This is a genomic window from Thermonema sp., from assembly GCF_026003375.1.
GTDB lineage: Bacteria > Bacteroidota > Bacteroidia > Cytophagales > Thermonemataceae > Thermonema > Thermonema rossianum.
The window spans coordinates 316,125-340,755 of record NZ_BPHD01000002.1 but is presented as its reverse complement, the minus strand read 5'-3'; the positions used below and the strand labels follow the sequence as shown (position 1 = coordinate 340,755).

Genomic DNA, 24,631 nt, shown 5'->3' with positions numbered 1-24,631 from the left:
ACCGTATCACCCAAAGTACACATCAGCCTCTACACACGAGATATTGAAGCAATGACCGACTTTTACAGCCGCGTTTTTGGGTCAGCCAGCCCGACAAAAGACGGGAAGACTATGCCAAATACGACTTGGACGTTCCGCCGTGGGTGTTGTCGTTTGTGTTGAAACCGGAAATGGCAGCTGCCGTACCCGGACACTTGGGCATAAGGGTGAGCTCCCCACAAGAGGTCGAAGCTTGGAAAAAGCATTGCTTGGCACAGAACATAGCCGTGCGTGAAGAAAAGGGGGTGAACTGCTGTTATGCCATTCAAGATAAGTTTTGGGTGCAGGACCCGGAGGGAAATTGGTTGGAAATTTACTATTTTCATCAAGATGCCGAGTGGTCGGCACCGGAGCAAACAGAAGGCGAGGGCGAGGCGATTACTGCGGCAAGCAGCTGTTGTAAATCGTAGAGCAGGGGCAGCGGGGGCGGGCGGCTGTCCCTGTATATGCCTTTTGCTTTGCTCGAAATAGTTCTGCTTACTGAGGTGTTCAATGTTTTAATATTCGAGGCATGAAAATTTTAGTCATAGGCGCCACGGGCATTATTGGTAGCGCTCTGGTGCATGCATGGAAAGACAAGAACGAAGTGCCGGAAGCTTCTTATGCACGCAGCTCATTGAAGGTTGATTTGTGCTCCCGTGATTCCATTGAGCAGTTGTTTGCACAGACCGGTGCGCTCGATGCGGTAGTATGCACGGCAGGGGAAGCGCGTTGGGCGCCTTTTGAAGAAATGAGCGAAGAAGATTTTCGGATAGGGCTGGAGTCCAAATTGATGGGGCAGGTGCGAGTGGTGCAGATAGGCGCCCGCTATGTAAAAGCCGGAGGTTCCATTACGCTTACTACAGGTATTTTAGCCGATGATCCGGTTTATCAGACCACTTCGGCGGCGATGGTCAATGGTGCGTTGCACAGCTTTGTGAAGGCAGCATCTTTGGAAATGCCTTATGGGGTGCGTTTGAACGTGGTATCACCCGGTTTGGTGGAGCCGGCAGCCGAACGCTATGCCTCTTATTTTCCCGGACATGTGCCCGTATCTATGGAGCGGGTGATAAAGGCTTATACCAAGAGTGTAGAAGGACGCATACATGGGCAAATTGTGCAGGTGTATTAAAAAAACATGGGTAGTGGATTGCCACTACCCATGAAGTGTAAACGCTTTTTTTTGCTTAGGCAGGGATTTTTTCCCGCATGAGCTTCAAAAATTCGCGAATGAAAGCCGGATGAGCAGGCCATGCAGGCGCTGTTACCAGATTGCCATCTACCACGGCCTGGTCGGCAGGCACTTCTTTGAAAGTACCACCGGCAAGCGTTACTTCCGGACCCACTGCCGGATAGGCGGTCAAGGTGCGCCCTTTTACCACGCCCGCAGCCGTAAGGATTTGTATGCCATGGCAAATGGCGGCTACCGGCTTGTCGGCTTCGAAGAAGTGGCGCACGATGTCGAGCACGCGTTTATTGAGGCGCAGGTATTCGGGCGCCCGTCCACCGGCAATGACCAGGCCGTCGTATTGTTCGGGCTGCACCTCATCGAAAGAATAGGACAGGGTAAACCAGTGTCCCGGCTTTTCGCTGTAGGTTTGCTCGCCTTCGAAGTCGTGAATGGCCGTACGCACTTTTTCCCCTTTCTTTTTACCGGGGCAAACGGCATGCACTTCGTAGCCTACCATCAGTAGCATTTGGTAGGGTACCATGGTTTCGTAGTCTTCGGCGTAGTCGCCGGTAAGCAGCAGTACTTTTTTCATGATTGTAAAGATTTAGTTGAACATGTCATGACATTAGTTTTTTTGTCTTTGAAAATCAAGTAATTGATGTTGTTTTTCCGTGAATTTTTTGTGTTTTTAGTATGAAGGTCAGGGGGCTTGAGGCGCGGCGTCGGCTTCATCCCAAAACTCGGCACCGTGCAAGCCCACATAGCCGATTTTTCCATTGAACAGCTTCACTTCAGCCATTTCTTTCGATACCAGGTAAGCTTCTGCATATTTCAAAGGGAGAATGGCTTGTCCCTTCCGGTTGATGAACCCATACTTGCCGTTTTGTGCAACCCATGTGTATTCCGGAAACTGAAAATGCCATACATCATCAAAAACAGGGGGAATCACCATCTCGCCTTGGTGGTTGATGAAGCCGAAGTGCCGGCCTTGGCGTATCATTGCCAAGCCGTTGATGAACTCAAAAGCCACTTCAAAAGGTCCGGGAATTACGACTTCGTTGCGGCGTACAGGGGCTAAGCCTTCCCGGAAAGGACCCACTTCTTCATAAACCGGTGGCACTATTTCTTCACCTTTCGTATTGACGAACCCCCATTGGCCGTTGCGCAACACCGCAGCCCTTTTTTCGTGAAACGGCTCTATTTGTTCATAGCGTGCAGCCACTATTTCTCTTCCTTGCCGGTCGATGATGCCTTGTTTCCCGTGCAGGCTAATGACGGCATAACCATTTCGAAAAGAAGAAGCCGCCTCATAGCGGGGCGCAATAACCCACTGCCCTTGCCGGTTGATAAACCCCCATTTTCCCTTGTGTTTCACCTTGGCCATTCCTTCGCTAAAAGCGCCGGCATCGTCGTAGATTAATGCAATCACTTCTTTGCCGGAAGTATCGACAAAGCCCACGCTGCCATGACGTATCACCTTGGCCAGCCCCTCACTGAACGGCTCCACGTAGTCGTACCGGCACGGGATGCGTATCTGCTTTTGCCGGTTACAAAAACCCCAAAGCTCACCCTGCCGGTAAGGATACAGACCGGTAGTTGTGCTTTGGCTTTGCAGAAGGTTTTTCTTGGAGCAGCCGCTTGACAGGCACAAAAAAAGAAGGAGAGGCAGCCAAAAGAGAATGTGATGTTTTTTCATGGGAGTAAAGTGTTTGTTTGAAATAAGATAAGCGTTGTTGCCACAAGAAGCAAATAACGGGAGGCAGACGCTTGAAGTGCCTTGTTTTTCGTAAATTGCCCCCATGAATTCACAAGAAAGCATGGAGCAGTATTTGGCTACATTGAACGAGCCCCAGCGGCAAGCCGTAGAGCATGTGGAAGGCCCATTGATGGTCATAGCAGGGGCAGGTTCGGGAAAAACGCGTGTGCTTACCTTCCGTATTGCCCGCTTGATGGAGTTGGGCGTGGAGCCCTTTCAAATATTGGCACTTACATTTACCAACAAAGCAGCCGGTGAAATGCGCGAGCGTATCGAGCGCATTGTAGGCACCGAAGCGCGCAGCCTGTGGATGGGTACCTTTCACTCGGTCTTTGCCAAGATTCTGCGCATTGAAGGCGAGCGCTTAGGGTATAGCCGTGATTTTACGATTTACGATACCGACGACTCGCGTTCGCTTATCAAAAGCATTGTCAAAGAGCTGAATTTGGATGACAAGCTGTATCGTCCGGCGTATGTGCACGGGCGTATATCGCTCTTGAAAAACAGCCTGATTTCTTACCGGGAGTATCTGTCAAATCCTATTTTTCTGGCGGAGGATGAAGCTGCCAACCGCCCGCATATAGGCACTATTTACAAAACGTACCAAGAGCGTTGTTTCAAAGCCAACGCCATGGATTTTGACGACCTGCTGTTCAATACCAACATCCTTTTCCGTGACCACCTCGACGTGCTGAACAAATACCAGCACCGTTTTCAGTTTATCATGGTCGATGAATTTCAGGATACCAACTTGGCGCAGTATTGGATTATACGCAAGCTTGCCAACGTGCACCGCAACATAGGTGTGGTGGGCGATGACGCCCAAAGTATTTATGCCTTCCGTGGTGCCGACATACGCAATATCCTGAACTTTCAAAAGGACTATCCCGAAGCGGTGGTGGTACGGCTCGAGCAGAACTACCGCTCTACACAAGTGATAGTGGAGGCAGCCAATGAGCTGATTGCCCACAACCAAAACCAACTGCCCAAAAAAGTGTGGACGGGCAATCCCAGAGGGGAGTTGATTAAGGTGATAGAAGCATGGAGCGACAACGAAGAGGCACGCCTGGTGGTGGATGACCTTCAAGAGCAGAAATTCAAAAAACAACTGCCCAACAGCGAAATTGCCATTTTGTATCGCACCAATGCGCAGTCGAGGGCTTTTGAGGAGGCTCTGCGCCGCGCCGGCATCAAATACCGCATCATAGGAGGTATATCGTTTTATCAGCGAAAAGAAATTAAGGACATCCTATCTTACTTGCGGCTGGCGCTCAACCCCAATGACGAAGAGGCTTTCAAGCGTATTATAAACTTTCCGAAGCGGGGCTTGGGCAGCGTAACCGTCGATAAGGTGCTGATAGCTGCCCGCACCGAAGGCTTGGGGCTGTGGGGCGCTCTGAAGCAAGCAAGCCGTTATTTGAAAGGCAACACCCTCAGTGCCATCGAGGAGTTTACGGTGATGATAGAAGCTTTCAGGCTGATGATTCAAGAGCGGGATGCTTACGAGGTAGCCACCGAAGTGGTACGGCGCTCGGGCTTGCTCAAAGAATATTATGAAGATAAGAGTGTGGAGGGCATCGTCCGTTACGAAAACATACAAGAGTTTTTGAATGGTGTGCAGGCGTTTGTGCAAGACCCCAACAGGGAAGATAAAAGCCTGAGTGCTTTCCTGCAGGAAGTGGCGCTGCTTACTTCGGTGGACGAAGCCGAGGACGACGAAGAAGCCGTGTCATTGATGACCGTGCACGGTGCCAAAGGGCTTGAGTTCCGGCAGGTATATGTTGTAGGCATGGAAGAAGAGCTTTTCCCGTCCTATATTTCATCGGGCACAGCCGAAGAGCTCGAAGAAGAGCGCCGCTTGTTTTATGTAGCCATGACACGGGCGAAAGAGCGCCTTACGCTTTCTTTCGCCAAAAAACGTTATATTTACGGTAACTTAAAAGACCGCACCCCCAGCCGTTTCTTACAGGAGATTCCTCCGGCTTATCTTGACTGGCGGGGCAGCATGGCAAGCAGCCGCCCCAATGGTGACGATACCAAAGCGCACTTGGCAAGTGCCATCCGGCAGTACAAGCAAAACCAAATGCCGCCAAAGGCGACAAGCTATCGCCCGCCGGCAGATTTCCAACCCAGCGACATTGGCTTGGTGGTGGAAGGCGCGCGAGTAGAGCACAAAAAGTTCGGATTTGGACGCGTGTTGACCGTAGAAGGCAGCGGCGACGGCAAAAAAGCTACCATCCAATTTGATGAAGTAGGACAAAAAACCCTGTTGCTGAAATTTGCCAAATTGAGAGTACACCCCAACGATTAAAAAACAATACAATTATGTTTGAATACCAACAGAAAAAACCCCTTAAGTTGCTCGAATACGGGCGTAATATACAAGGCTTGGCAGAGTATCTGCTCACCATTGAAGACCGGCAGAAGCGTACCGATTACGCCCATGCGTTGGTGGAGCTTATGAAAGACATGCTGCCCAACTATGGCGACGGCGAGGATGTGTATAACAAACTGTGGGACGACTTGTTTATTATGACGGACTTCCGCTTGGATGTGGATGCCCCCTTTCCCATGCCCGACCCGGAGCAGCTCAATCGCCGCCCCGACCCCGTACCTTATCCACAAAAAGATTTGAAATACAAGCACTATGGGCGCAACATAGAGCGCTTGATTGCGATGGCAAAAACCATAGAAGACGAAGAAGAGCGCAAAATAACTTTCGCATACATCGGCAGCCTGATGAAAATGCAAAGCCTGTCATGGAATCAAGACAGTGTGGAAAATGCCGTGATTTATCAACACCTGAAAGAGATGACAGGCACCGACTTGCCTTTCTCTTTGGAAGAGGCAGAGTCATTGGGGCTTTTCGATAACCTGAGTGTGCGCAGCAGTAAAAACCGCAACGGCAACGGACACAGCAACGGTAAGCAAAATAAAAAGAAACGCAAGCGCCGCTCGTAGTCCGCTGCATGCGCCTTGGCATTGAAACCGGCATTCTTTAAAGATGAGTGCCGGTTTTTCTATTTGCGTGCATCTGCAACAGCCGAAACAAGTCCCGTTTTCAGCTTTTATAAAGCTTAGCGTTTTCTTAGCGTTTTGGTTTATTTTCAAACTCAGCGAAAGCAAAACGTCTAAGCACCTTTCGTGCGATAAGAGCAAGCGGGGCGCCCCTTCGGTTGGCACAGCACAAGGTGCCTTCTAAACGGTGAAAGGCGCAAGACAACACCAATCCGGCAAGCCGGGCGGCTTCCTTTTTCCTGAAAAAGACAAACTGACTGAATGTTTTACGTCAAATATTAGGTCTATTACTCGGTTTTTTTTAAGTTCATGAAAAAGTATAACCATGAAAAGCATACTCCGGGCGCAAAAAGCTGCCAAGGTCGTGGAAGACCTGTTGAGCCCCTACCGGGAGGGCAACCACTTGTATATCCAAAACCTGCCTCTTGACGACTTGCTGAAGCTACTGGCACAAATACGCGAACAAGATGAGTTCATCGATAAAGGAAGGAAAGGGCTAAATATTTTATTAGCGGTGTTGATAATCCTTTTGGTGGGGTGTGTTTTTCTAATGGCCGCTGTGTCGGTAGTTGCCGGCATTATAGGTTTTGTACTGCTTATTGCTCTCACTGTTTTTTACTTCATTGCCGATTCACAATTGAAGCGTGCCGACGTAAACAATACACTTTCGCAGTATGTACCTGAATTGCTGGAGCGTGTGCGTTTCGACCTCGCCGAAGAGGCACCTCTTGCGTTGACAGCCTTTGTGGCTGAGCGATACTCCAAAGAGGCATTTAAAAAGAAAACTAAACGGGGAAGAACACGCACCAAGTATTACGAAATATCCCCTTCGGTACAAATAGACGCCGTTCTGGCAGATAAGTCGCGCCTGCGTGCCATCATCCATGAATACCCTTATGAAAAGACCGTAACCCGGGTAAACTATCGTGGTAAGGTTAAAACCAAAACGAAGTACGGCTTGCGTTTTGTGCATGAGGTGAACTTGGCAATTCCCACCGAAATGACCTTGACGGCTTCACCGGTTGCAGGTATCAAAACAAAAATCAAAGAAGGCGAGAAGCGCGACAAAGTGCGTCTGGCAAAAAAAGAGAAGCACAAAACCGGCACAGACAAGATAGCGCTTATACACTTGGCCCCTTCGGTCGATATTACCATGGAACTGCTCTACCGGGCTTATCAGATGCTGAAGCCCGGGCAGGCTGCATAAGCCGCCTCAATCACAGGGAAGCCCACAGGCATCTGCACAACGAGGCTGCCTTTTCACTGTCATGTCAGTTTTGGGTAGTTACCATCTGTGGGCTTTCGCTTCTCACCACGTCTTTGCAAAGAGAGTACCATGGCATCAATGAAAGAAATTAGAGAAATGATCAAAGCCGGCTTTGCCAACCTTGCGCTCTTGAGCCTCTACCGTACAGGCGATCAAGTACACATGCAGGGAATGCCGCCGAATGAGTTGTTGACTTTTTTGAATGAGGTGCGTAAGCAGGATGTGCGATTTAAAAATCTCTATGATGCCCCTGTAAGTAATTTCATCATTACGGTGGGGACAATAGGTGTGTTCATATTATTGCTGCCGCTTGCATTTATTTACTTTAACCCGCTTTCCTATAAAGGGATGAGTGCAGCGGCAACGATATTGGTAGTCTTTCTTTGCGCAATACTTGCCATTTATGCAGGATGGATGCTTGCATCGGAAGTTACAAATCTTCTGATGAATCTTAGCATAAACAACACGCTTTCGAAGTATGCCCCCGCTTTGATGAAGCGTTTGCATGCTGAACTGCACAGGGATGCAACCATCGACCTGAGTGCTTCGGTTATTCCATTGTATAGCAGCAGTCGTAAGAAAAGGTTCCGTTCGGAAACATACGGGCAGTTGCCCGTCCCCTTGCAACAACTATTGGATACGGAAGAGAAAGTCGAAAACGAAGGCTGGCGTTATTACTATGAATGGTCGCCTTCTTTGCAGTTGCATGTTACTCTTTCAGACAATACACGCCTGTGTGTTGCCATTCATGAGTTCGGGCGTAAGCATTGTATAGTAATCGGAACCGGTAATAACGTAAAGATCTCTTACATTTATTTTTCTTTTTTTGTCCATGAAGTTGTATTGCTTCCTGCCGGTGTGCCGGATGCGTTCAATCAGCTGACCGGTGAAGAGATAGAAGAGCTGGTAAGGAAGGGGCAGGCAGTGCGTCTGTTCGAATTGGAAGAAGTAGAGTCTGATTCTGATAAGAATACAATTCATCTTGAAGCGGCACCGTCGTTGGGGGTTACCGAAAAGCTGCTGTATGAGGCGTATCGCCGCCTTTATAATCTGCAGAGCTATTGAATAAATGCTTTTTGACAGCTGCTCTGTCTTGCTTAAACTAAACACGATTTGCTTCGAAGATACCTTATGTGATGATGGTTATTTCATGAGGAAAGTATGTTAAATTTTAAAGTAAAAAAATAAGTCTATGATTAACATTACAAAAGCCGGCAACGCAAGAAGAGCTATTCTGAATATGATAGAACCTTATATGCAGGAGAACTATTTTCATTTACATGCTGTGCCCCTGCGACGAATTATGTCCATCTTGGAAGAGGTCAAACGAGAAGATGAAGTGGTATCAAAAGCCAAGCGGGAGCTTTCTTTTTTAGGAATGCTCACAGTTGCACTTTTTATACTGGCTTTAATTATAATAGGCGTCTATCCTATTGATAAGGACATGGAGGGATTCACGCTTGTCATGTTCCCCCTTGCTTCTTCAGCAGTTATATGCTTGATTCTATATGTCTCCTTATCATGGAGTGTGTACAAGTCACTCGGTTTCAATTACTTGCTGATGTTGTATGCATACGACTTTTTGAGTCATTTCCGCCACGAGCTTAATCAAGAAGCACCCGCCGGGCTTCAGGTTTACACAGACTTTTACGACAGCCCGGATTTGGAAAAGGAGAAGCAGCGTGCCGATGGATACAATATCACGAAATACTTCATTTCGCCGGCAGTGAAACTTGAAGCTTCTTTTACAGATGGCTCAAAGCTTGTTGCCTGTTTGAATGCCTACCCGATTGTGATGATGGGATACAAGAAGGAGACGAAGCATCGGTTGCTATTTGTGCATGAGGTGACATTGAACACAACGGATGGGTGGAAATACGAAATAGCAAGCGAAGACCGGTCAAAAGAAGTGACTCTAAGCAAAGAGGAAGAAATAAAAGTGCCTAAAAGACCCAATCAATACTTTCTTTTCATAAGCACCCTGCCTTCCGCAGAGTATGCCATAGAACTAACCTTGAAAGCCCGCGAGAAGCAAAAAGCAGCACAATGAAAAAGGAGCATGTAATCTAAAAATAGATGAGCTTCATCCTTTTGATGGGTTTCTTCTTTGCCATTTTGAGTGTAAGCGAGAAATCTATTACTTTTTTGGCATGACAAACCACGTTCCGTGCCGTTAGAACTGGACGAGCGGAATCGATATAATTTGGACCTGTCTTTGAAGAAAATTCTTGAAAAAGAAAACCCGCCTTTTGGCGGGTTTCGTGCTCCTCAGGCTGGGCTCGAACCAGCGACCCCCTGATTAACAGTCAGGTGCTCTAACCAGCTGAGCTACTGAGGAGTGTTGCTCTTTGTTCCTGAATTCTGATGCAATATTAATAGCTTTAAAAAAACTGTGCAAGCATTTGTGTGAAAATTTTTTTGGTAAAACCAACAACTAATTGTTTGTCAAATTGTTATAGAGTTTAAAATAAAGCCATGTTTTCTTGCATGCTTTTTGCTGTTTTTATGAAGCCGTGCTAACTTTCTAAAAAAAACGAACAGGAGACAATGAGCAATAAAATCAAAAATATACTCTTAAGCCCTTTTGCAGGGGGAGCGGCGGGTGCCGTGGTGGTCTTGCTTCTCTTTCAATGGTGGAGTTCGCCCTCCAAGCCCGAGGCACTCAAGCATCAGCCCGACTTTTCGTCCCGGCCCGTGGCAGCGGTGAAAGGTAAGGTAATAGAAGAAGGGGTTTTCCTGCAAGCAGCCAACAAGGCGGCACCGGCCATTGTGCATATCAAGTCGCGCATGCGTCCCCCACAAGAAGAGGAAGATTACCACATTTACAGCTTCCATGACCGTAGCTTCAACGTGCCGCGCACAACCACCGGCTCGGGTGTGCTTATCAGCGAAGACGGGTATCTTATCACCAATTACCATGTAATAGAGGGCGCTTATGAAATACAAGTTCTTTTGTGGGACCAGCGCTATTTTGAAGCCGAAGTCATAGGCATAGACTCCAGTACCGACCTCGCATTGCTCAAAATAGATGCCGACGGCTTGGCTTTCCTGCCCTTTGGCAATTCCGACCAAGTGCAAGTAGGCGAGTGGGTGCTGGCATTGGGCAACCCTTTTGACCTGAGCTTCACCGTAACGGCCGGCATCATCAGTGCCAAAGCAAGAAACATCAACATCATACGCGAAGAAGACGGCCTGCAGATAGAATCTTTCCTGCAAACCGATGCGGTAGTAAACCCGGGCAATAGCGGAGGGGCTTTGGTCAACTTGCGGGGCGAGCTCATTGGTATCAATACAGCCATAGCCAGCCAAACGGGCAGTTATTCGGGCTACTCTTTTGCCGTGCCTTCCAACTTGGTGCGCAAGGTAGCCTATGACTTGCTTGAGTATGGTGAGGTACAGCGTGCCATCTTGGGCGTGCAAATCCAAGATTTGGACATAGAAACGGCGCGTGCCTACAAACTGCCCCACTTGAATGGTGTGTTGATAAGGGCGGTGAATGCCAACAGTGGTGCCGAAGAAGCCGGACTGAAGGCCGGCGACATCATTCTGATGGTGGACAGCCTGCCGGTGCGCAATATGTCGGAACTGCAAGAGCGCATTGCTTTGCACTATCCGGGCGAAGTGGTGAAAGTGACCTTTTTGCGTGATGGAAAAACGTTGAGCGTATCGGCAAAGCTACGCAACGTAAAGGGCGGCGTGACAGTGGCCAAGAAAGTCAACAATGTGCACACTTTTGCTTTGGGCGGTGAATGGGCCAACCTCAGCCGTGAGGAGCTCAGCCGCTACGAGCTGGAGAGCGGTGCCCGTCTTTTGCAGCTGCGCCCCGGTCCTTTGTTCAATGCCGGCCTGGAAAAGGGATTCATTGTAACAGAACTGAGCATCAACGGAAAGAAAGTAAAGGTAAAAAGTGCCACCCAACTGGCAAAACTACTGCGGAGCGCCGAAGCCCACCGTCATGTGCTGTATATGGAGGGAATTTACCCGAACGGCAGCCGGCAATACTATCCTATTGAGTGGTAGCCGCCGCGCAGCCGTGCGCACAACTTAGCACACCGGCTACCTACTCAAACATAGCGGCAATTTGCTGTGCATCCAAAATTACCAAGATGCGCTCGCCATAGGGCGAAAAGTTGGGATTGCTGGAAGCAAACAGCTGCGCAATCATGCTTTGCATTTCTTCCTGCGACAAGCGCTTGGGCAGGCGGTGAGCAGCCCGGGCAGCCAAGGTGCGTGCCACCTTTTCATCTTGTGCCAAAGAAAGGTCGGTATGCATTTGCTTGTATTGCTCCAGAAAGGACTCAAGAATATGCTGTGGTTCATCTTGCAGGTCGGAAGGCACACTGCGCACCAATACCTCGCCACTTTGCAGGAATTCCAGTTCGAAGCCCACTTGCTGCAGTTGAGGGCTTATTTCTTGTAACAAAGTGCGGTCGGCAGCTGGCAGGCTGACACGCGCCGGGAAGAGCACCTGTTGGGCAAAGCGTTTGCCGGAGCGTATCTGTTGCAGGAAGCGGTCGTAAAGAATACGCTGTTTGGCTGCTTTGATGTTGATAAGCAGCAAGCCCGATTTTACCTGTGATACCAAATATTGCTCGTGCAATTGAAAGACAGGCTCACTTTCCGGACTGAAAGCTTGCTTGCTGCTCTCTTCTTCATCGTCGATTTGGTTGAGGCGGCTGCTTACCTTGATGACTTTGCCACTCTGTTGTTCCTGCTCGCGCTTTTGTATTTTTTGAAACAGCTCCAGCTCTTCGCCTTCCAGTGGTATATTCAGTGTCTGCTCTGCTTCGAAGTCTTCGAACAGGCGTTTCCAGTCTTTAGTTGATTGTTTAGGCAATTTCGATTGAAAACTGCCACTACCACTGCTTTTGCTGCCCGTGCCCCCTTCGCCTTGTGTGTGAATGCTGCGCACATCGGAAAGCGACTCCGGAAAGTTAATGTTTACCTCGAAGTCAAGCGAAGGTTTGATATGGTGGGTAGCCAAAGCACGCTGCACGGCCGTAAGCATAAAGGCATAGAGGGTGCGCTCATCTTCAAATTTCACTTCGGTTTTGGTGGGATGTACGTTTACGTCCACCTGTTCGGGGTCAATGTCAATGAAGATACAATAAAAGGGATAATTCCCTTCGGGGAGCGTATCGGCATAGGCTTGCATGACTGCATGGTGTAAATAACCATGCTTGATGAAGCGCTTGTTTACAAAGAAAAACTGCTCGCCCCGTGTCTTTTTGGCTTGCTGGGGCGTGCCTATGTAACCGTGGATTTTGACCGTAGGGGTTTCTTCTTTGCAAGGGATAAGCTGTTGGCGGTACTGCTTGCCAAACAAATCAACGATGCGGCGGCTTAGTTTGCTTGGGTGCAGGTTGTACACCTCCACTTGGTTATGATGCAGTTCGAAGTGAATGTTGGGGTAGGCCAAGGCTACCCGGTAAAACTCTTGAAAAATATGCTGCATTTCCACCGCATTCGACTTTAGGAATTTGCGGCGTGCCGGCACATTGAAAAACAAGTTTTTGACGGCGATGGAGGTGCCTTCCGGGCATATGACCTCTTCTTGAGCTATCAATTCCGAGCCTTCGATACGCAACAGCGTTCCCAAATCGGCACCTTTGAGGCGTGTCTTCATTTCCACTTGGGCAACGGCGGCAATAGAAGCCAAGGCTTCGCCCCGGAAGCCCATGGTGCGGATGCGAAAGAGGTCTTCGGCCTGTTTGATTTTGGAGGTAGCGTGCCGCTCAAAGCTCATGCGCGCATCATTGGGCGACATGCCCACCCCGTTGTCTATCACTTGAATCAAAGACTTGCCGCCATCCTTTACAATCAGCTTGATGTGTGAGGCTTCGGCATCGATGGCATTTTCAAGCAGCTCCTTGACCACCGAGGCAGGGCGCTGTACTACCTCGCCGGCAGCTATTTGATTGGCTATATTGTCCGGTAACAGTCGAATACGGTCTGTCATAGGCTTATGCATTTGAGCTACGACGATGCCACCAGTCCGCAGCAATCACTATACCGGCAAACAGATATGCCCATAAGCCAATATACAGAAAGCCCAGAGTGCTGATGGCTATAGCACCAATGTAGAGGCCGCGCGTCTTGACCGGCGGCGCACTGCTTGCCTGACGACGGCGGTAAAAAGCTCTGATTGACTCTTTGATTTCTTCCGGGTCGCGTTCCGGACGGGCTGCCCGTAAAATGCGTTCATAACGTTGCGCTCTTTCTTCTTTTTCAGGGTCGTAGTAGCGGGTAATAAAATGAAACCGCTTGTATTTGGGTAATTTAAACAGGAAAAAGCGCATGGTATTTGTGTATTTAGAAAAATAACGATGCCTTTTGCTTCAAAAGTTGCAAAGTATTTGCTTTTTTGCAAAAGTACTAAAGTTTTACCTTTATCTACACCTTGTAGCCAAGGGCAATGACCATCTTAAAACCGGGTACATTTCAATGATTCGAACATTTGCGGCACTTCTGCTGACTTTATGGATACCTGCATTCATACCACCCGCACCGCCCCGGCCGGAGGCGCCGCCCGGGCAGGTCAATAAAGCAAGCTGGGTTGATAGCGTCATGCGTAGCATGAGCTTGCGCGAGAAGATTGGACAGCTGATGATGGTGGCCGCTTATTCCAATAAAGACGAGCGCCACGTGCAGGATTTGGAGCGTCTTGTGCGCGACTACCATATTGGCGGGGTCATCTTCTTTCAGGGTGGACCGGTGCGGCAAGCCCTTATCACCAATCGTTTGCAGGCGGCAGCCAAAATACCCTTGTGGATAGCCATCGATGGTGAATGGGGGTTGGGCATGCGCCTGGACAGTACGCTTTCCTACCCACGCCAAATGACCTTGGGCGCCCTGCGCGATAATGCCTACATTTATGAAATGGGCAAGCAAATAGCCGAGCAGTGCCGCCGCATTGGCGTGCATATCAACTTTGCACCGGTGGTCGATATCAATAACAACCCTGCCAATCCGGTAATAGGCTATCGCTCTTTTGGGGAAAACAAATACCGGGTGGCAGCCAAGGGGCTGGCATATGCCCGTGGCATGCAAGAACATGGTTTGATAGCTTGTGCCAAACATTTTCCCGGCCATGGCGACACCGACACCGACTCTCATTACGACCTGCCCGTAATACCTCACAGCCGTTTGCGCCTCGACACACTCGAACTATACCCCTTCAAAGAATTGATTTTGGGGGGTGTGCAAAGCATGATGGTAGCCCACCTTTATATTCCGGCCTTGGATAAGCGCAAGCGCCCTACCACCCTTTCAAAGCCCGTAGTTACCGACTTGCTGCGCAAGCGCCTTGCTTATGATGGGCTGTTGTTTACCGATGCCTTGAATATGAAGGGAGTGAGCGCCTATTTTAAAGCCGGCGAAATAGAACTGATGGCCCTACAAGCCGGCAACGACGTACTGCTTTTTCCGCAGAGCGTGCCGCAGGCAGTAGCTTTCATAGAAGAAGCTGTGCAAAAAGGCGAATTGAAAGAAGAAGACTTGGATGCCCATGTGCGCCGTATCTTGTCGGCAAAATATGACTTGGGGCTTACAGCCCCCCAAGAAGTGGCGATTGAAGGAATAACACAAGACTTGCACAAGCCCGTTTATAGGGCACTCATAGAAGAATGCTACCAAAAAGCCTTGACGCTCGTGCGCAATGAAGACGACCTGTTGCCCCTTCGCCATATAGAGCTCGAAGAAATGGCTTCGGTGAGCATTGGCTTGCCCGATGGAAACGATTTTCAGGACTACCTCGACCTCTACGCTTCGTTTACTCATTACGCCATAGACAAGGAAGAAAAAAACAATGCCTACCTCTACAATGAGATACTGGCCAACGCATCGCGCCATTCTCTGGTAGTGGTAGGGATTTTTGACATGAGCTGGCGCCGCAAGCCCTCTTTTGGCATCCCGGCCGAAAGCATCCGCTTTTTGAAAGAGTTGCAGAAAAAGACCAAGGTAGTCGTGGCTGTTTTCGGCAGCCCCTATGCATTGAAACAACTCGAAGACATCGAACACCTCATTTGTGCCTATGAAGAAACGCCGCAAACCTTGCAGGCAGTGCCGCAAGCTATTTTTGGCGCCATTGCCTTCGAAGGGCAACTGCCGGTGTCGGCAGGCAAGTTCCGGCAGGGAACCGGCATTGTCACACAAAAACTGCAGCGCCTGCAGTATTCGCAGGTACCGGAAACCGCCGGGCTGGACAGCCGTCTGCTTGCACAGGTAGATACACTCATGCAGCAAGCCATAGACATGCAAGCCATGCCCGGGGGGCAGCTGTTGGTGGCACGCAACGGGCGGGTGGTATGGCATAAAGCCTATGGTCACTTTACCTACTTTGGCGAGCGCCCGGTTACTACACGCGACCTGTACGACATCGCCTCGGTATCGAAGGTGGCCGGCACCCTCTATGCCATACAGTTTCTTTATGAGCAGGGCTTCATTGATTTGCGCACCCCCATTAAAAAGTACTTACCCGAGCTGGAGGGCAATCCAAAAGGCGAAGTCACCATTTATGATTTGCTCTTACATCAAGCCGGCTTGAAAGCATTCATTCCTTTCTGGCAACGCACGCTTTCCCCCGATGGTCAATGGCTGCCCCGGTTCTATTTGAACAGCTTTTCTGTCAATTATCCCATAGAAGTGGCCGCCCGCATGTATGCCCACCGTTCCTTACCCGACTCTTTAAAAAAATGGGTAATTGAGTCAGAAATGCTTAAAAAGCGGAAGGGCAAATATCCTTATGTGTACAGCGACTTAGGGTTTTATTTGTTAAAAGAAATTGCGGAGCGTTTGCTCAACCAACCAATGGACCGTTTCCTGGCGCAAAATCTTTACGAGCCTTTGGGGGCTTACCGTTTGATGTATCGCCCCACTTTGCGCTATCCGAAAACCTTGATTGCCCCTACCGAAGACGACCGGGAGTTTCGCAAACAGATGTTGCAGGGCTATGTGCATGACCCGTTTGCTGCCATGGAAGGGGGCGTAGGGGGGCATGCCGGTCTCTTTTCTAATGCCAACGATCTGGCAAAGGTCATGCAAATGTATTTGCAGATGGGATATTATGGAGGACGCCGTTACTTAATGCCCCAAACCGTCACGCTCTTTTCGGCACGGCAGGAGCGTACCACCCGCCGCGGGTTGGGATGGGACAAACCGCCCAAAGGCGACCTGTATAGTTATATTTCGCGCTATGCCTCGCCCTTGTCTTATGGTCATTCGGGCTTTACGGGCACGGTCGTATGGGCAGACCCTTCCTATAATTTGTTGATTGTTTTCCTTTCGAACCGGGTGCACCCCACAGCCGACAATAAAAAGCTGATTACCGAGCATATACGGCGCAAGGTGTCGGATGTGGTTTACCGCTCTTTGATGGAACATGCCTTCTTTTTTGCCACGCAAAAGCTGGAGGAGCAGCTGGAGCAAGAACTCAATCTGCGCCGCTAAGGCAGGCGTACATAGCCCGGATAGGCAATGGAGCGGTTGAGTATGCGTATGTACGGTTTGATGCGCAACTCGACCGCCCCGGTGGCTTTGCCGTCGGCTTGGCGCAAGCGAAAGCCTTTCTCTGCAACTTCTTTCGCGTCTTGCCCTTGGAATAGTGCCCACAAGTCGCTGTCTATGCTCATGGAAAAAGAGGCCGTTTGCCCGCCTTCTATTTCCATGCGTTGCCCGGAGCTGCCTGTAGCTGCCTTTTTACCGAACAACCACAGTTCGTAGTCGATGCGGTTGAGTGCGGCGCGCGCTTGGTTGGGGTTATACACTGCCAGGCGGAAGGTGAGTTGTAAAGGCAGTTGTTTTTGCTGCATGGCATGGCGCAAAATGTTGCCGGCCTGAAGCATGTTGAGTTCTTTCCAGCTTTGCAAGCCGGTGATGTCCTGTTCTGCCAATTGAACCGCTTCGATACGTTCCAAACGAAACTCACAGCGGGAGAAGTTTTTCATGTCGCGCAGGCTGCGGCAACCGGCAAGTAACAACACGCAAACACAAGCAATAAGAGGGCGGTATTTCATGGGGCAATCTTGTTTTAAAACTTATGAACCTCTACACAAAGCTTAAAAATACACAAAAAAACCGCCCGTGAAAGGGCGGCGGGGTTTAGAACTTTATACAATCTGCTGGATAAGTTGGCACCACAAGCCAGAGGTAGGCCTTGTCCGGGAGTTCCTCTACGACATAAACGGTTTTGTTTTTCAGATAGTGGTAAACAGTACAGTCGTAGGGGAGTTCTTTTTTGCGGTGAGGAACTATTAGCTCATGAAACTCATCCGGGCTGAGTATATGTAGCCCTTTCAGGTCTTGGAGTGGTATTTCTCTGTGTGTGGGCATTCTGCGGCGATTGATAATGCGGATGTCTATGGGTGTAAATAGTGATGAAAAATGGGCATAGGGAATTTTAGGGTTATTTTTGTATATGTTTATGGATATTTGGTAGTAAATAAAGAGCGAATCACCCATTTCTCCCGGTTCCCGCAGGTGCCAAGCGTCTTGAATCTTCTCGATATAAGACACACCGTTTTTTTTACCGGTGAGGCGGAGATAGAGGGTATCTCCGGTTCTTTGCTGATTGTCTCGCAGGCTGAATCGTTGTGCCTGTGTGTGTTGAGCGAAGACACACAGGAGGCAGAGCAGTAATAGTTTACTGAATGTTTTCATAGGGCTATTCTGTTTTTATGAATTTAGCAAAAACAGACGAAGCATCAAGCATTCATTTAATGAATGAAAAAAGCCGCCCCTTTTAGCGGGGCGGCGGGGTAGAGGGTGTGTTTTTTGTATGCTTATTCTTTTTCACAGAATAAAGGAACGAATTCCACGCGGTAAATGACCGCTTTGTCTTGCAGCTTCTCGACTACGAATAGTGGTCTTTTGTTTCTTTGGCATTTGAAAAAGAAAGAACACAAATGGTCCTGTATTTGTACCAGCTTGTCTCCGTTATAGTCGCTTAGTATCAACTGAGCCAGTTCAGCCGGGGACATCACCGGTAGGTTATCGACTTCGGAAAGTGGTATTTCCCGGTGCATATTGGGCTTTTTCCCGCGCAGGCGGGCGTCAAATGCGGTGATGAATACAATAGTGGTGCTTGTTAGATTTTTATCGAGATATCTTGTGATTTGGAAGCTGAAGAGATAGTGCATCTCTAAGGAATCCCCAAAAGGACCGGGTTCATTGAGTGGCATAGGGCGTGTGGAGGACTTGTACAACTTGGCAGGCTGTCCAGGGATGTCTTCCAAAAGCATGTATAGCGGGGCGTTGTCTTGGGCGTGTGCGTGTTGAGCGAAGACACACAGGAGGCAGAGCAGTAATAGTTTACTGAATGTTTTCATAGGGCTATTCTGTTTTTATGAATTTAGCAAAAACGGACGAAGCATCAAGCATTCATTTAATGAATGAAAAAAGCCGCCCCTTTTAGCGGGGCGGCGGGGTTTAGAACTTTACACAATCTGCATGAGTGGGCACTACGAGCCAGAGGTAGGCCTTGTCCGGGAGTTCCTCTACGACATAAACGGTTTTGTTTTTCAGATAGTGGTAAACAGTACAGCCGTAGGGGAGTCCTTTTTTGCGGTGAGGAACTATTAGCTCATGAAACTCATCCGGGCTGAGTATATGTAGCCCTTTCAGGTCTTGGAGTGGTACTTCTCTGTGTGTGGGCATTCTGCGGCGATTGATAATGCGGATGTCTATGGGTGTAAATAGTGATGAAAAATGGGCATAGAAAGTTTTAGGGTTGTTTTTGTATATGTTTATGGATATTTGGTAGTAAATAAGGAGCGAATCACCCATTTCTCCTGGTTCCCGCAGGTGCCAAGTGCGTTGAGTTTTTTCGATATAAGACACACCGTTTTTTTCACCGGTGAGGCGGAGATAGAGGGTATCTCCGGTTCTTTGTTGATTGTCTCGCAGGCTGAACCGTTGTGCCTGTGCGTGTTGAGCGAAGACACACAGGAGACAAAGCAGTAATAGTTTACTGAATGTTTTCATAGGGCTATTCTGTTTTTGTTTTGGTAAATGACATTAAAAGGAGGCTCAGTGTAGTGTATGTTGTCTTGTAGGTAATTAAGTCTTTTTTGAAGTTTTTCTTTGTCAGGGGAATTGTATATTTCCCGAAAATATAGAATGGTTCCTTTTAGTCCTATCCAGGCAGCGAAGATGTAATCTTCTTGTGTAATGCCTTCCTTTATGCGGTTATAGGCGGCATCAATGGCATAACCAACTTTTCCGATAATGGGGCGATAGCTTTCTGCCATGATGCAATGAGTGATATGGTTGTTGTCATCGCCATCAAGTGTGAAACCCTCATTACTTGCTTCTTGAGAAACCTGCGAGAGATTGAAACGGTCATAAGCTTGTTTCAAGTAATGCTCTTGTGGTAGAGCCTCCCAGTTGGTTACGGTATTAGCAGCTGCTACCATGTCGGTTTTAAACTTTACATGGATGAGTTCATGAGTAATTACCATTGCCAAGCCGCCGGGAGATAAGGAAAAAGCATCAGGGGTAAGAACTAGACGAAATATCCCTTTGTTAGGTGAGGAGTTATTGTCTATGGTGTATTTAACATAACCATATACAATACTGTCTCTATTAACAAGGTTGGTGACATCTAAAACAAGCATGAACATGCTTGGGTTGGGGTTATTGATGCTTGCTACCAGCTCCTGAAACTCCGGTATATCCATCATTTGCTGCCATAGTACCTTCAAGCCCAGTTTGCTCAGAAAAGCCTCTGTGGGAGTGAAAGGTCCGAAGTCAATGGGGTTGCCCGGCAGTGGGTTGTCCGGGTTTTTGATAGGCAGAAACTTCGGATGGGTGTCGCCGGGGTCCATAGGTGGCAGCTCAATGCCATCTTGCCAGCCGGGATTACCACTGCCGGAACCGGAGCCGGAGCCCCCACCACCCACCGGTGGGCTGCCAATGCCGGAGCCTCCTCCTGCTCCTCCTCCCGAAGCTCCTCCCCCTCCCGATTGACAGGGGTTGCCGCCGACATCTGCCATACTTACTATTTCACCGTGATTGCTTACCCAGTGTCCGTCAGAAGTATTGGTCCACATGGAGCCGTCATTGCATGTAATAGTTACAGATGGAGGGGCTTGGTCAGACGGGTAATCTAGTGTAATAAACCCTTGCTCCGGATGCTGCTTTATAGCGAGTAGTTGTTTGGGGTTATGTAAATAAATACTTTCTTTTGCAATGCTGTCACCTTGTAATTGGTAAGTTAGCCGGTAGTGGAAGTCATAGGTAACTAGAATACCGGGTAGTTGTCTATCAAAAAGCTGTGGTTCAGCAAGTACAAGATCGCCTTTTTCCCGAAGGACTTTGTCTTCGGTAATAAACTCTACAATATGACTGCTGACCACTTGCTTGTTTTGGTCGAATTCCACACGCAAGCGTCGCCGGAAGGCTGTGAAGTAAAACACACTCAGAGGTCTGTGCAAGGGTACCAGCAAGTACAGCATTTCCTGCTTGATTGTAGTAAAGCTCTGCCTGCTGCCATTGAGGATAAAAGTAACTTTCCAATTTTTCCTTTTCCTCTGCCGGCAACAGGGAGTGGTAAAGAGGCACTCCGTCGGGTAGTGGATTGTGCGCCCAAGGGTCCGGTGGCAAGGCTTCTTGCGCCAGCTTTACGTAATAAGCCACTTGGTTTTGCGGCAGCAGTTCAGGCGTCTGCCGGAGACCACAACCATAGAGAAGGAGGATATAAATTACCCCCCCCCTATTTTCCATAGATGGTGGAATTTTGTTTTTCTCATGATTTTTTTGTTTGGTACTTTTATATTGCAAATGTAATTTTTTGCTTAAAAAAAATCGCAATAGTTTTTTAAATAATATTTAGGTGCCGTATGTGTTTGAATAAGTAGTTTTGCAGGGTAGTAAATAAGAGAATGTAAACAAAATAACATGTAGCGATAATGTTAGATTTTAGGTTTTTAGTATTAGGTGACTATTGATAAAGCGAAATACACAAAAAAAACCGCCCCTTGGGAGGGCGGTGCAAATGCATATGAGCAGCAGTGTTTTTTTACGCCATCAACTGCAAGATGGCTTTATGATCTTCTTCGTTCATATCGAAGTGCATGCCCCGTACACGGTTTTGCTTGAATACTTCCAAAATCAGGGGGTGTTTGTCTTCACCTATACCTACTTCGCTAAGGCGTATGGGGGTGCCTATTTCCTTGAAAAAGTTTTCGAGATAATCGATGAAGGCTTCTGCTGTGGTGCCTTTGCCCAAGGTACGCTCTGCCATAAAAGTGAGCTTGTCTTTGATTTTGGGCAGGAAGTGCTTGAGCCATGCCGGATAAGCAATGGATAAGCCCGCCCCGTGGGGGATGTCGAACAAAACACTGAGCGCATGCTCGATGGCATGCACGCCCCAATCGCCCCCGCGTTTACCGGCATTCAGGGTGCCATTGAGGGCAGTGGTGGCCAACCACATGATGTTTGCCCGTACATCGTAGTCTTGCGGTTTCTGTATGACCGCCCGCCCATAGTCGAAGGCAAGTGCGATGATGTCGGTAGCAAAGTAGTTGGAGAGCGGTGCGTCGGAGGGGTCGAAATAAAGCTCAAAAGTGTGTGCCATGAGGTCGGCTACGCCATAGGCGGTATAGTTCAAAGGTACCGAAAGGGTATAGGCGGGGTCAAGGAACGACACTTTCGGATACATGCCCGGGTGCCCAAATCCTTTTTTGATGCGTGCTTCATCGTTTTGCAGCACGGCAAACATGTTCATTTCGGTGCCGGTGGCTGCCAAAGTAAGCACACACAAGAGGGGAAGGGCTTGCGCCGGTGCTTCCACTTGGCGCATGTAGATATCCCAGATAGACGCATCGCTATAATGCCCCAAAGCTACCGCCTTGGCGGTGTCGATGACAGAGCCACCGCCCACCCCGATAATCATATCGGCTTTAAATGCTTTGCTTTGTGCTATGGCGCGGTCGGCATCTTGATAAACGGGGTTAGACTTGATGCCCTCAAACACTTCGTAGGCAATACCGGCTTGGTCCAATTGGCGGGTGACGTCATCCAAAATACCATTTTTTTTGACTGAGCCCTTGCCAATGAGAATGAGGGCGCGCTTGCCCCATACGCTTGCTTCTTGAGCGAGCTTTTCGCTCACACATCCTTTTCCGAAATGCAGACGGGTGGGGTTGTAAACACTAAAGTTTTCCATGATGAATACGGCTGTTTGGTTTATGTTGTTGTGCATTCATAACATGGGAGAGCCGCCTTTGGTTCTCAAGCCGGGCTTGCGTACTTTTGCAGCTGTTGACAGTCATGATGTTCAAACTTTAAACATACACGTAGCTTATGCGCATTGTATTCATGGGTACGCCCGATTTTGCGGTGGCTTCTTTGGCAGCATTGGTAGAAGCCGGTTATGAAGTGGTGGGTGTGGTGACCGTGCCCGATAAGCCCGCCGGGCGGGGGCGTAAGCTGCAAGCCTCGGCCGTGAAGCAGTATGCCGAAAGCAAAGGGCTGCCCATCTTGCAACCGGAGCGCATGAAAGAGCCCGCCTTCTTGGAAGCCTTGCAGGCACTGAAGCCCGATGTGCAGGTGGTCGTGGCTTTTCGTATGCTGCCTAAGGAAGTGTGGCAGCTGGCACCTACTTTTAACCTGCACGCTTCGCTCTTGCCCAAATACCGTGGGGCGGCGCCCATCAACTGGGCGATCATCAACGGGGAAAAAGAAACAGGCGTGACCACTTTCTTTATTGATGAACAGATAGACACCGGCAACATTATTTTTCAAGATACGGAGCCTATCGACGACTACGACACAGTAGGCACACTCTACGAGCGTTTGAAGCATAAAGGCGCTGCTTTGGTCTTGCGCACGGTGCAAGCCATCGCATGGGGGCGCTGCCCGTCTGTTCCGCAGCAGGGCGAAGCAACCCAGGCGCCCAAGATATTCAGAGACACCTGCCGTATCGATTGGCAGCGTTCGTCAGAAGCACTTTATAATTTTATTCGTGGCTTGTCGCCCTATCCGGCAGCATGGACTGAATGGCAAGGAAAGAACTTGAAAATATACTGGGCACTGCGCCCTGACCAAGAGCCATACGCCCCGGACTTGTGGCAGCACTTGAAGCCCGGCGAATGGGCTACTGACCAAAAGCGTTTTGCGCTGGTGCGTACGGGCGACGGCTATCTGTCTGTAAAAAAACTACAGCCCGAAGGCAAGCGTGTCATGGATATTGAAGAGTTTTTAAGAGGGCACACAATATGAAACGAATAGCTATAGTAGCAGCTGCCCTCAATGGGGTAATTGGCAAGGAAGGAAAGATGCCATGGCATCTGCGTGACGACTTGCAGCTGTTTAAAAAACAAACAATGGGCGCCCCCTTACTCATGGGGCGCAAAACCTTTGAATCGCTGCCCGGCATCTTACCCGGGCGCCCGCACATTGTGCTCACAGGGCAGAAAGATTATGCCCGCGAGCTGATAGAGGCAGGCAAGCCGCTTTGGGTGGCCCACAGCATCGACCAAGCCCTGCGGTTGGCAGAAGAACTCACCGGCGGGCATGTGTTTGTGATAGGCGGGGGCGAACTCTATCAACAGATGTTCAAGCGTGATTTAATAGATGAACTGATGCTTTCGTTGGTGCAGGTAGCCCCACAGGGCGACACTTTCTTTCCTTTACATGTGGTGGAGGGGTGGCACCTGCTCGAAGAGCGCTTTTTTGAAGCCAATGAACACAACGATTATGCTTTCGTGTGGCAGCATTGGCAAAAGCCTACCACATGAGGTGGTCAGTGTATTTGGTGAGGGCATCGTAGAACAGCTTACTGCCAATAAGCAGGAAAACAAGGCCGCTCAACCGGCTGATGCGAAGAAGCGTACGCTCATTGAAGACTCTTTTGAGGCGTTGTGCTGAAAGGGCAATGAGGCTTTCGGTGCTGAAGATACCCAAGAGGGCAAAACAAAAAAACAGCCAATTGTAGCTGTCGGGGAAGTAGCCTTTGGCTTCGAGCTGTGCGGCTATGCCCACCCAGATAAAGAAGTTCACAGGATTAAGTGTATTGAGCAAAAAGCCGTTGACAACAAAATAAACCTTCTTCTGAAACTGCATGCGCTTGACGGGGCGCTTTTTAATATGCCTTTTGAGTAACGAAGCCAACCCCAGCCCCCATAGAAGCAATGCGCCCGCGAGGCTCACATAAAATTCCCAGTTGTGGTTGTTTTCCGGAATGAAACGTGCGCTAAAGTAAGCCAGCAAAATGAACATGGTATCGGAGAGAATCACGCCGCCGGCTATCATCATGCCGCTTTTAAAGCCGTTTTCAATGCTGTTTTGAATAAGCGAAAAAAAGACGGTTCCCAAGGTGCAGCTAAGCACTATGCCGATGAAAATCCCTGCTACGATGGCCAGTATCATAAAGTTGCATTGGTTTTGAAACTGCTATTTTAAA

22 protein-coding genes and 1 tRNA gene are annotated in these 24,631 nt (G+C 49.0%); 11 read left to right on the top strand and 12 right to left on the bottom strand.

Annotated features, from left to right (window positions below; genetic code table 11):
• Positions 1-125: 125 nt before the first annotated feature.
• The gene (locus tag QVE43_RS06505; RefSeq protein ID WP_288005319.1) at positions 126-449 is read left to right on the top strand and encodes a hypothetical protein; all 324 of its coding nucleotides are present in this window, start codon (positions 126-128) and stop codon (positions 447-449) included.
• 101 nt (positions 450-550) lie between these two features.
• On the top strand, positions 551-1,150 hold the full coding sequence (locus tag QVE43_RS06500) for a short chain dehydrogenase (RefSeq protein ID WP_288005317.1): 600 nt from the start codon (positions 551-553) through the stop codon (positions 1,148-1,150).
• Between the two features lie 55 nt (positions 1,151-1,205).
• On the opposite strand, the gene QVE43_RS06495 is transcribed toward QVE43_RS06500, so the two are convergent.
• Both QVE43_RS06495 and QVE43_RS06490 read right to left on the bottom strand, forming a co-directional pair.
• On the bottom strand, positions 1,206-1,781 hold the full coding sequence (locus QVE43_RS06495) for a DJ-1/PfpI family protein (RefSeq protein WP_288005314.1): 576 nt from the start codon (positions 1,779-1,781) through the stop codon (positions 1,206-1,208).
• Between the two features lie 108 nt (positions 1,782-1,889).
• Positions 1,890-2,885: a WG repeat-containing protein gene (locus tag QVE43_RS06490; protein ID WP_288005312.1), complete on the bottom strand. Its 996-nt coding sequence runs from the start codon at positions 2,883-2,885 to the stop codon at positions 1,890-1,892.
• Between the two features lie 121 nt (positions 2,886-3,006).
• Between QVE43_RS06490 and QVE43_RS06485 the strand changes: the two genes are divergently transcribed.
• The 5 genes from QVE43_RS06485 to QVE43_RS06465 all read left to right on the top strand — a co-directional run bounded on the left by QVE43_RS06485 (position 3,007) and on the right by QVE43_RS06465 (position 9,280).
• Positions 3,007-5,256 (top strand): ATP-dependent helicase, encoded by a 2,250-nt coding sequence (locus QVE43_RS06485; RefSeq protein ID WP_288006496.1) that lies wholly within the window; start codon positions 3,007-3,009, stop codon positions 5,254-5,256.
• A 14-nt stretch (positions 5,257-5,270) separates the two neighbouring features.
• Positions 5,271-5,906: a DUF4290 domain-containing protein gene (locus tag QVE43_RS06480; protein ID WP_288005309.1), complete on the top strand. Its 636-nt coding sequence runs from the start codon at positions 5,271-5,273 to the stop codon at positions 5,904-5,906.
• A 382-nt stretch (positions 5,907-6,288) separates the two neighbouring features.
• Positions 6,289-7,170 carry a hypothetical protein gene (locus QVE43_RS06475; protein WP_288005306.1) on the top strand — a complete coding sequence of 294 codons (882 nt, stop codon included), beginning with the start codon at positions 6,289-6,291 and terminating at the stop codon, positions 7,168-7,170.
• 138 nt (positions 7,171-7,308) lie between these two features.
• A complete protein-coding gene (locus tag QVE43_RS06470; RefSeq protein ID WP_288005304.1) occupies positions 7,309-8,295 on the top strand; it encodes a hypothetical protein in 987 nt (328 codons plus the stop codon).
• Positions 8,296-8,422: 127 nt separating this feature from the next.
• Positions 8,423-9,280 carry a hypothetical protein gene (locus tag QVE43_RS06465; protein ID WP_038028732.1) on the top strand — a complete coding sequence of 286 codons (858 nt, stop codon included), beginning with the start codon at positions 8,423-8,425 and terminating at the stop codon, positions 9,278-9,280.
• 214 nt (positions 9,281-9,494) lie between these two features.
• On the opposite strand, the gene QVE43_RS06460 is transcribed toward QVE43_RS06465, so the two are convergent.
• Positions 9,495-9,568: transfer RNA gene (locus QVE43_RS06460), tRNA-Asn, on the bottom strand.
• Between the two features lie 209 nt (positions 9,569-9,777).
• Here QVE43_RS06460 and QVE43_RS06455 point away from each other — a divergent pair.
• On the top strand, positions 9,778-11,250 hold the full coding sequence (locus tag QVE43_RS06455; protein ID WP_288005301.1) for a trypsin-like peptidase domain-containing protein: 1,473 nt from the start codon (positions 9,778-9,780) through the stop codon (positions 11,248-11,250).
• 40 nt (positions 11,251-11,290) lie between these two features.
• Here the strand turns inward: QVE43_RS06455 and mutL are convergent, their stop codons facing one another.
• Together mutL and QVE43_RS06445 are read right to left on the bottom strand one after the other, a co-directional pair.
• Positions 11,291-13,189, bottom strand: a complete 1,899-nt coding sequence (gene mutL, locus QVE43_RS06450) for a DNA mismatch repair endonuclease MutL (protein WP_038028733.1) — start codon at positions 13,187-13,189, stop codon at positions 11,291-11,293.
• 4 nt (positions 13,190-13,193) lie between these two features.
• Positions 13,194-13,529 (bottom strand): hypothetical protein, encoded by a 336-nt coding sequence (locus QVE43_RS06445; RefSeq protein ID WP_288005298.1) that lies wholly within the window; start codon positions 13,527-13,529, stop codon positions 13,194-13,196.
• Positions 13,530-13,674: 145 nt separating this feature from the next.
• Between QVE43_RS06445 and QVE43_RS06440 the strand changes: the two genes are divergently transcribed.
• Positions 13,675-16,677 carry a glycoside hydrolase family 3 N-terminal domain-containing protein gene (locus QVE43_RS06440; protein ID WP_288005296.1) on the top strand — a complete coding sequence of 1,001 codons (3,003 nt, stop codon included), beginning with the start codon at positions 13,675-13,677 and terminating at the stop codon, positions 16,675-16,677.
• Here QVE43_RS06440 and QVE43_RS06435 read toward each other — a convergent pair.
• The 6 genes from QVE43_RS06435 to QVE43_RS06410 all read right to left on the bottom strand — a co-directional run bounded on the left by QVE43_RS06435 (position 16,674) and on the right by QVE43_RS06410 (position 22,393).
• Positions 16,674-17,243, bottom strand: a complete 570-nt coding sequence (locus QVE43_RS06435; RefSeq protein ID WP_288005294.1) for an LEA type 2 family protein — start codon at positions 17,241-17,243, stop codon at positions 16,674-16,676. The genes QVE43_RS06440 and QVE43_RS06435 overlap by 4 nt on opposite strands.
• A gap of 85 nt (positions 17,244-17,328) precedes the next feature.
• On the bottom strand, positions 17,329-17,886 hold the full coding sequence (locus QVE43_RS06430; protein WP_288005291.1) for a hypothetical protein: 558 nt from the start codon (positions 17,884-17,886) through the stop codon (positions 17,329-17,331).
• Between the two features lie 122 nt (positions 17,887-18,008).
• Positions 18,009-18,554 carry a hypothetical protein gene (locus tag QVE43_RS06425; RefSeq protein WP_288005289.1) on the bottom strand — a complete coding sequence of 182 codons (546 nt, stop codon included), beginning with the start codon at positions 18,552-18,554 and terminating at the stop codon, positions 18,009-18,011.
• Between the two features lie 100 nt (positions 18,555-18,654).
• Positions 18,655-19,209 (bottom strand): hypothetical protein, encoded by a 555-nt coding sequence (locus tag QVE43_RS06420; protein ID WP_288005288.1) that lies wholly within the window; start codon positions 19,207-19,209, stop codon positions 18,655-18,657.
• Entirely contained in the window at positions 19,206-20,681 is a 1,476-nt protein-coding gene (locus tag QVE43_RS06415; RefSeq protein ID WP_288005286.1) for a hypothetical protein, read from the bottom strand. The genes QVE43_RS06420 and QVE43_RS06415 overlap by 4 nt, the downstream gene beginning before the upstream one ends.
• A 563-nt stretch (positions 20,682-21,244) precedes the next feature.
• Entirely contained in the window at positions 21,245-22,393 is a 1,149-nt protein-coding gene (locus QVE43_RS06410; RefSeq protein ID WP_288005284.1) for an iron-containing alcohol dehydrogenase, read from the bottom strand.
• Positions 22,394-22,530: 137 nt separating this feature from the next.
• On the opposite strand from QVE43_RS06410, the gene fmt reads away from it, so the two are divergent.
• Both fmt and QVE43_RS06400 read left to right on the top strand, forming a co-directional pair.
• Positions 22,531-23,448, top strand: a complete 918-nt coding sequence (fmt, locus tag QVE43_RS06405; protein ID WP_245605267.1) for a methionyl-tRNA formyltransferase — start codon at positions 22,531-22,533, stop codon at positions 23,446-23,448.
• Positions 23,445-23,966 (top strand): dihydrofolate reductase, encoded by a 522-nt coding sequence (locus QVE43_RS06400; RefSeq protein ID WP_288005281.1) that lies wholly within the window; start codon positions 23,445-23,447, stop codon positions 23,964-23,966. The genes fmt and QVE43_RS06400 overlap by 4 nt, the downstream gene beginning before the upstream one ends.
• Here QVE43_RS06400 and QVE43_RS06395 read toward each other — a convergent pair.
• Entirely contained in the window at positions 23,956-24,597 is a 642-nt protein-coding gene (locus QVE43_RS06395; protein ID WP_288005279.1) for a LysE family translocator, read from the bottom strand. The two genes, QVE43_RS06400 and QVE43_RS06395, sit on opposite strands and share 11 nt — an antisense overlap.
• Positions 24,598-24,631 lie beyond the last annotated feature (34 nt).

Bases quoted from the DNA above. Each gene is read 5' to 3' on its own strand.
- mutL (WP_038028733.1), bottom strand. From the start codon at position 13,189: ATGACAGACCGTATTCGACTGTTACCGGACAATATAGCCAATCAAATA.
- QVE43_RS06485 (WP_288006496.1), top strand. From the start codon at position 3,007: ATGGAGCAGTATTTGGCTACATTGAACGAGCCCCAGCGGCAAGCCGTA.
- QVE43_RS06500 (WP_288005317.1), top strand. From the start codon at position 551: ATGAAAATTTTAGTCATAGGCGCCACGGGCATTATTGGTAGCGCTCTG.
- QVE43_RS06420 (WP_288005288.1), bottom strand. From the start codon at position 19,209: ATGAAAACATTCAGTAAACTATTACTGCTTTGTCTCCTGTGTGTCTTC.
- QVE43_RS06395 (WP_288005279.1), bottom strand. From the start codon at position 24,597: ATGATACTGGCCATCGTAGCAGGGATTTTCATCGGCATAGTGCTTAGC.
- QVE43_RS06415 (WP_288005286.1), bottom strand. From the start codon at position 20,681: ATGCTGTACTTGCTGGTACCCTTGCACAGACCTCTGAGTGTGTTTTAC.
- QVE43_RS06495 (WP_288005314.1), bottom strand. From the start codon at position 1,781: ATGAAAAAAGTACTGCTGCTTACCGGCGACTACGCCGAAGACTACGAA.
- fmt (WP_245605267.1), top strand. From the start codon at position 22,531: ATGCGCATTGTATTCATGGGTACGCCCGATTTTGCGGTGGCTTCTTTG.
- QVE43_RS06435 (WP_288005294.1), bottom strand. From the start codon at position 17,243: ATGAAATACCGCCCTCTTATTGCTTGTGTTTGCGTGTTGTTACTTGCC.
- QVE43_RS06410 (WP_288005284.1), bottom strand. From the start codon at position 22,393: ATGGAAAACTTTAGTGTTTACAACCCCACCCGTCTGCATTTCGGAAAA.
- QVE43_RS06475 (WP_288005306.1), top strand. From the start codon at position 6,289: ATGAAAAGCATACTCCGGGCGCAAAAAGCTGCCAAGGTCGTGGAAGAC.
- QVE43_RS06445 (WP_288005298.1), bottom strand. From the start codon at position 13,529: ATGCGCTTTTTCCTGTTTAAATTACCCAAATACAAGCGGTTTCATTTT.
- QVE43_RS06480 (WP_288005309.1), top strand. From the start codon at position 5,271: ATGTTTGAATACCAACAGAAAAAACCCCTTAAGTTGCTCGAATACGGG.
- QVE43_RS06490 (WP_288005312.1), bottom strand. From the start codon at position 2,885: ATGAAAAAACATCACATTCTCTTTTGGCTGCCTCTCCTTCTTTTTTTG.
- QVE43_RS06400 (WP_288005281.1), top strand. From the start codon at position 23,445: ATGAAACGAATAGCTATAGTAGCAGCTGCCCTCAATGGGGTAATTGGC.
- QVE43_RS06455 (WP_288005301.1), top strand. From the start codon at position 9,778: ATGAGCAATAAAATCAAAAATATACTCTTAAGCCCTTTTGCAGGGGGA.
- QVE43_RS06440 (WP_288005296.1), top strand. From the start codon at position 13,675: ATGATTCGAACATTTGCGGCACTTCTGCTGACTTTATGGATACCTGCA.
- QVE43_RS06425 (WP_288005289.1), bottom strand. From the start codon at position 18,554: ATGAAAACATTCAGTAAACTATTACTGCTCTGCCTCCTGTGTGTCTTC.
- QVE43_RS06465 (WP_038028732.1), top strand. From the start codon at position 8,423: ATGATTAACATTACAAAAGCCGGCAACGCAAGAAGAGCTATTCTGAAT.
- QVE43_RS06470 (WP_288005304.1), top strand. From the start codon at position 7,309: ATGAAAGAAATTAGAGAAATGATCAAAGCCGGCTTTGCCAACCTTGCG.
- QVE43_RS06430 (WP_288005291.1), bottom strand. From the start codon at position 17,886: ATGAAAACATTCAGTAAACTATTACTGCTCTGCCTCCTGTGTGTCTTC.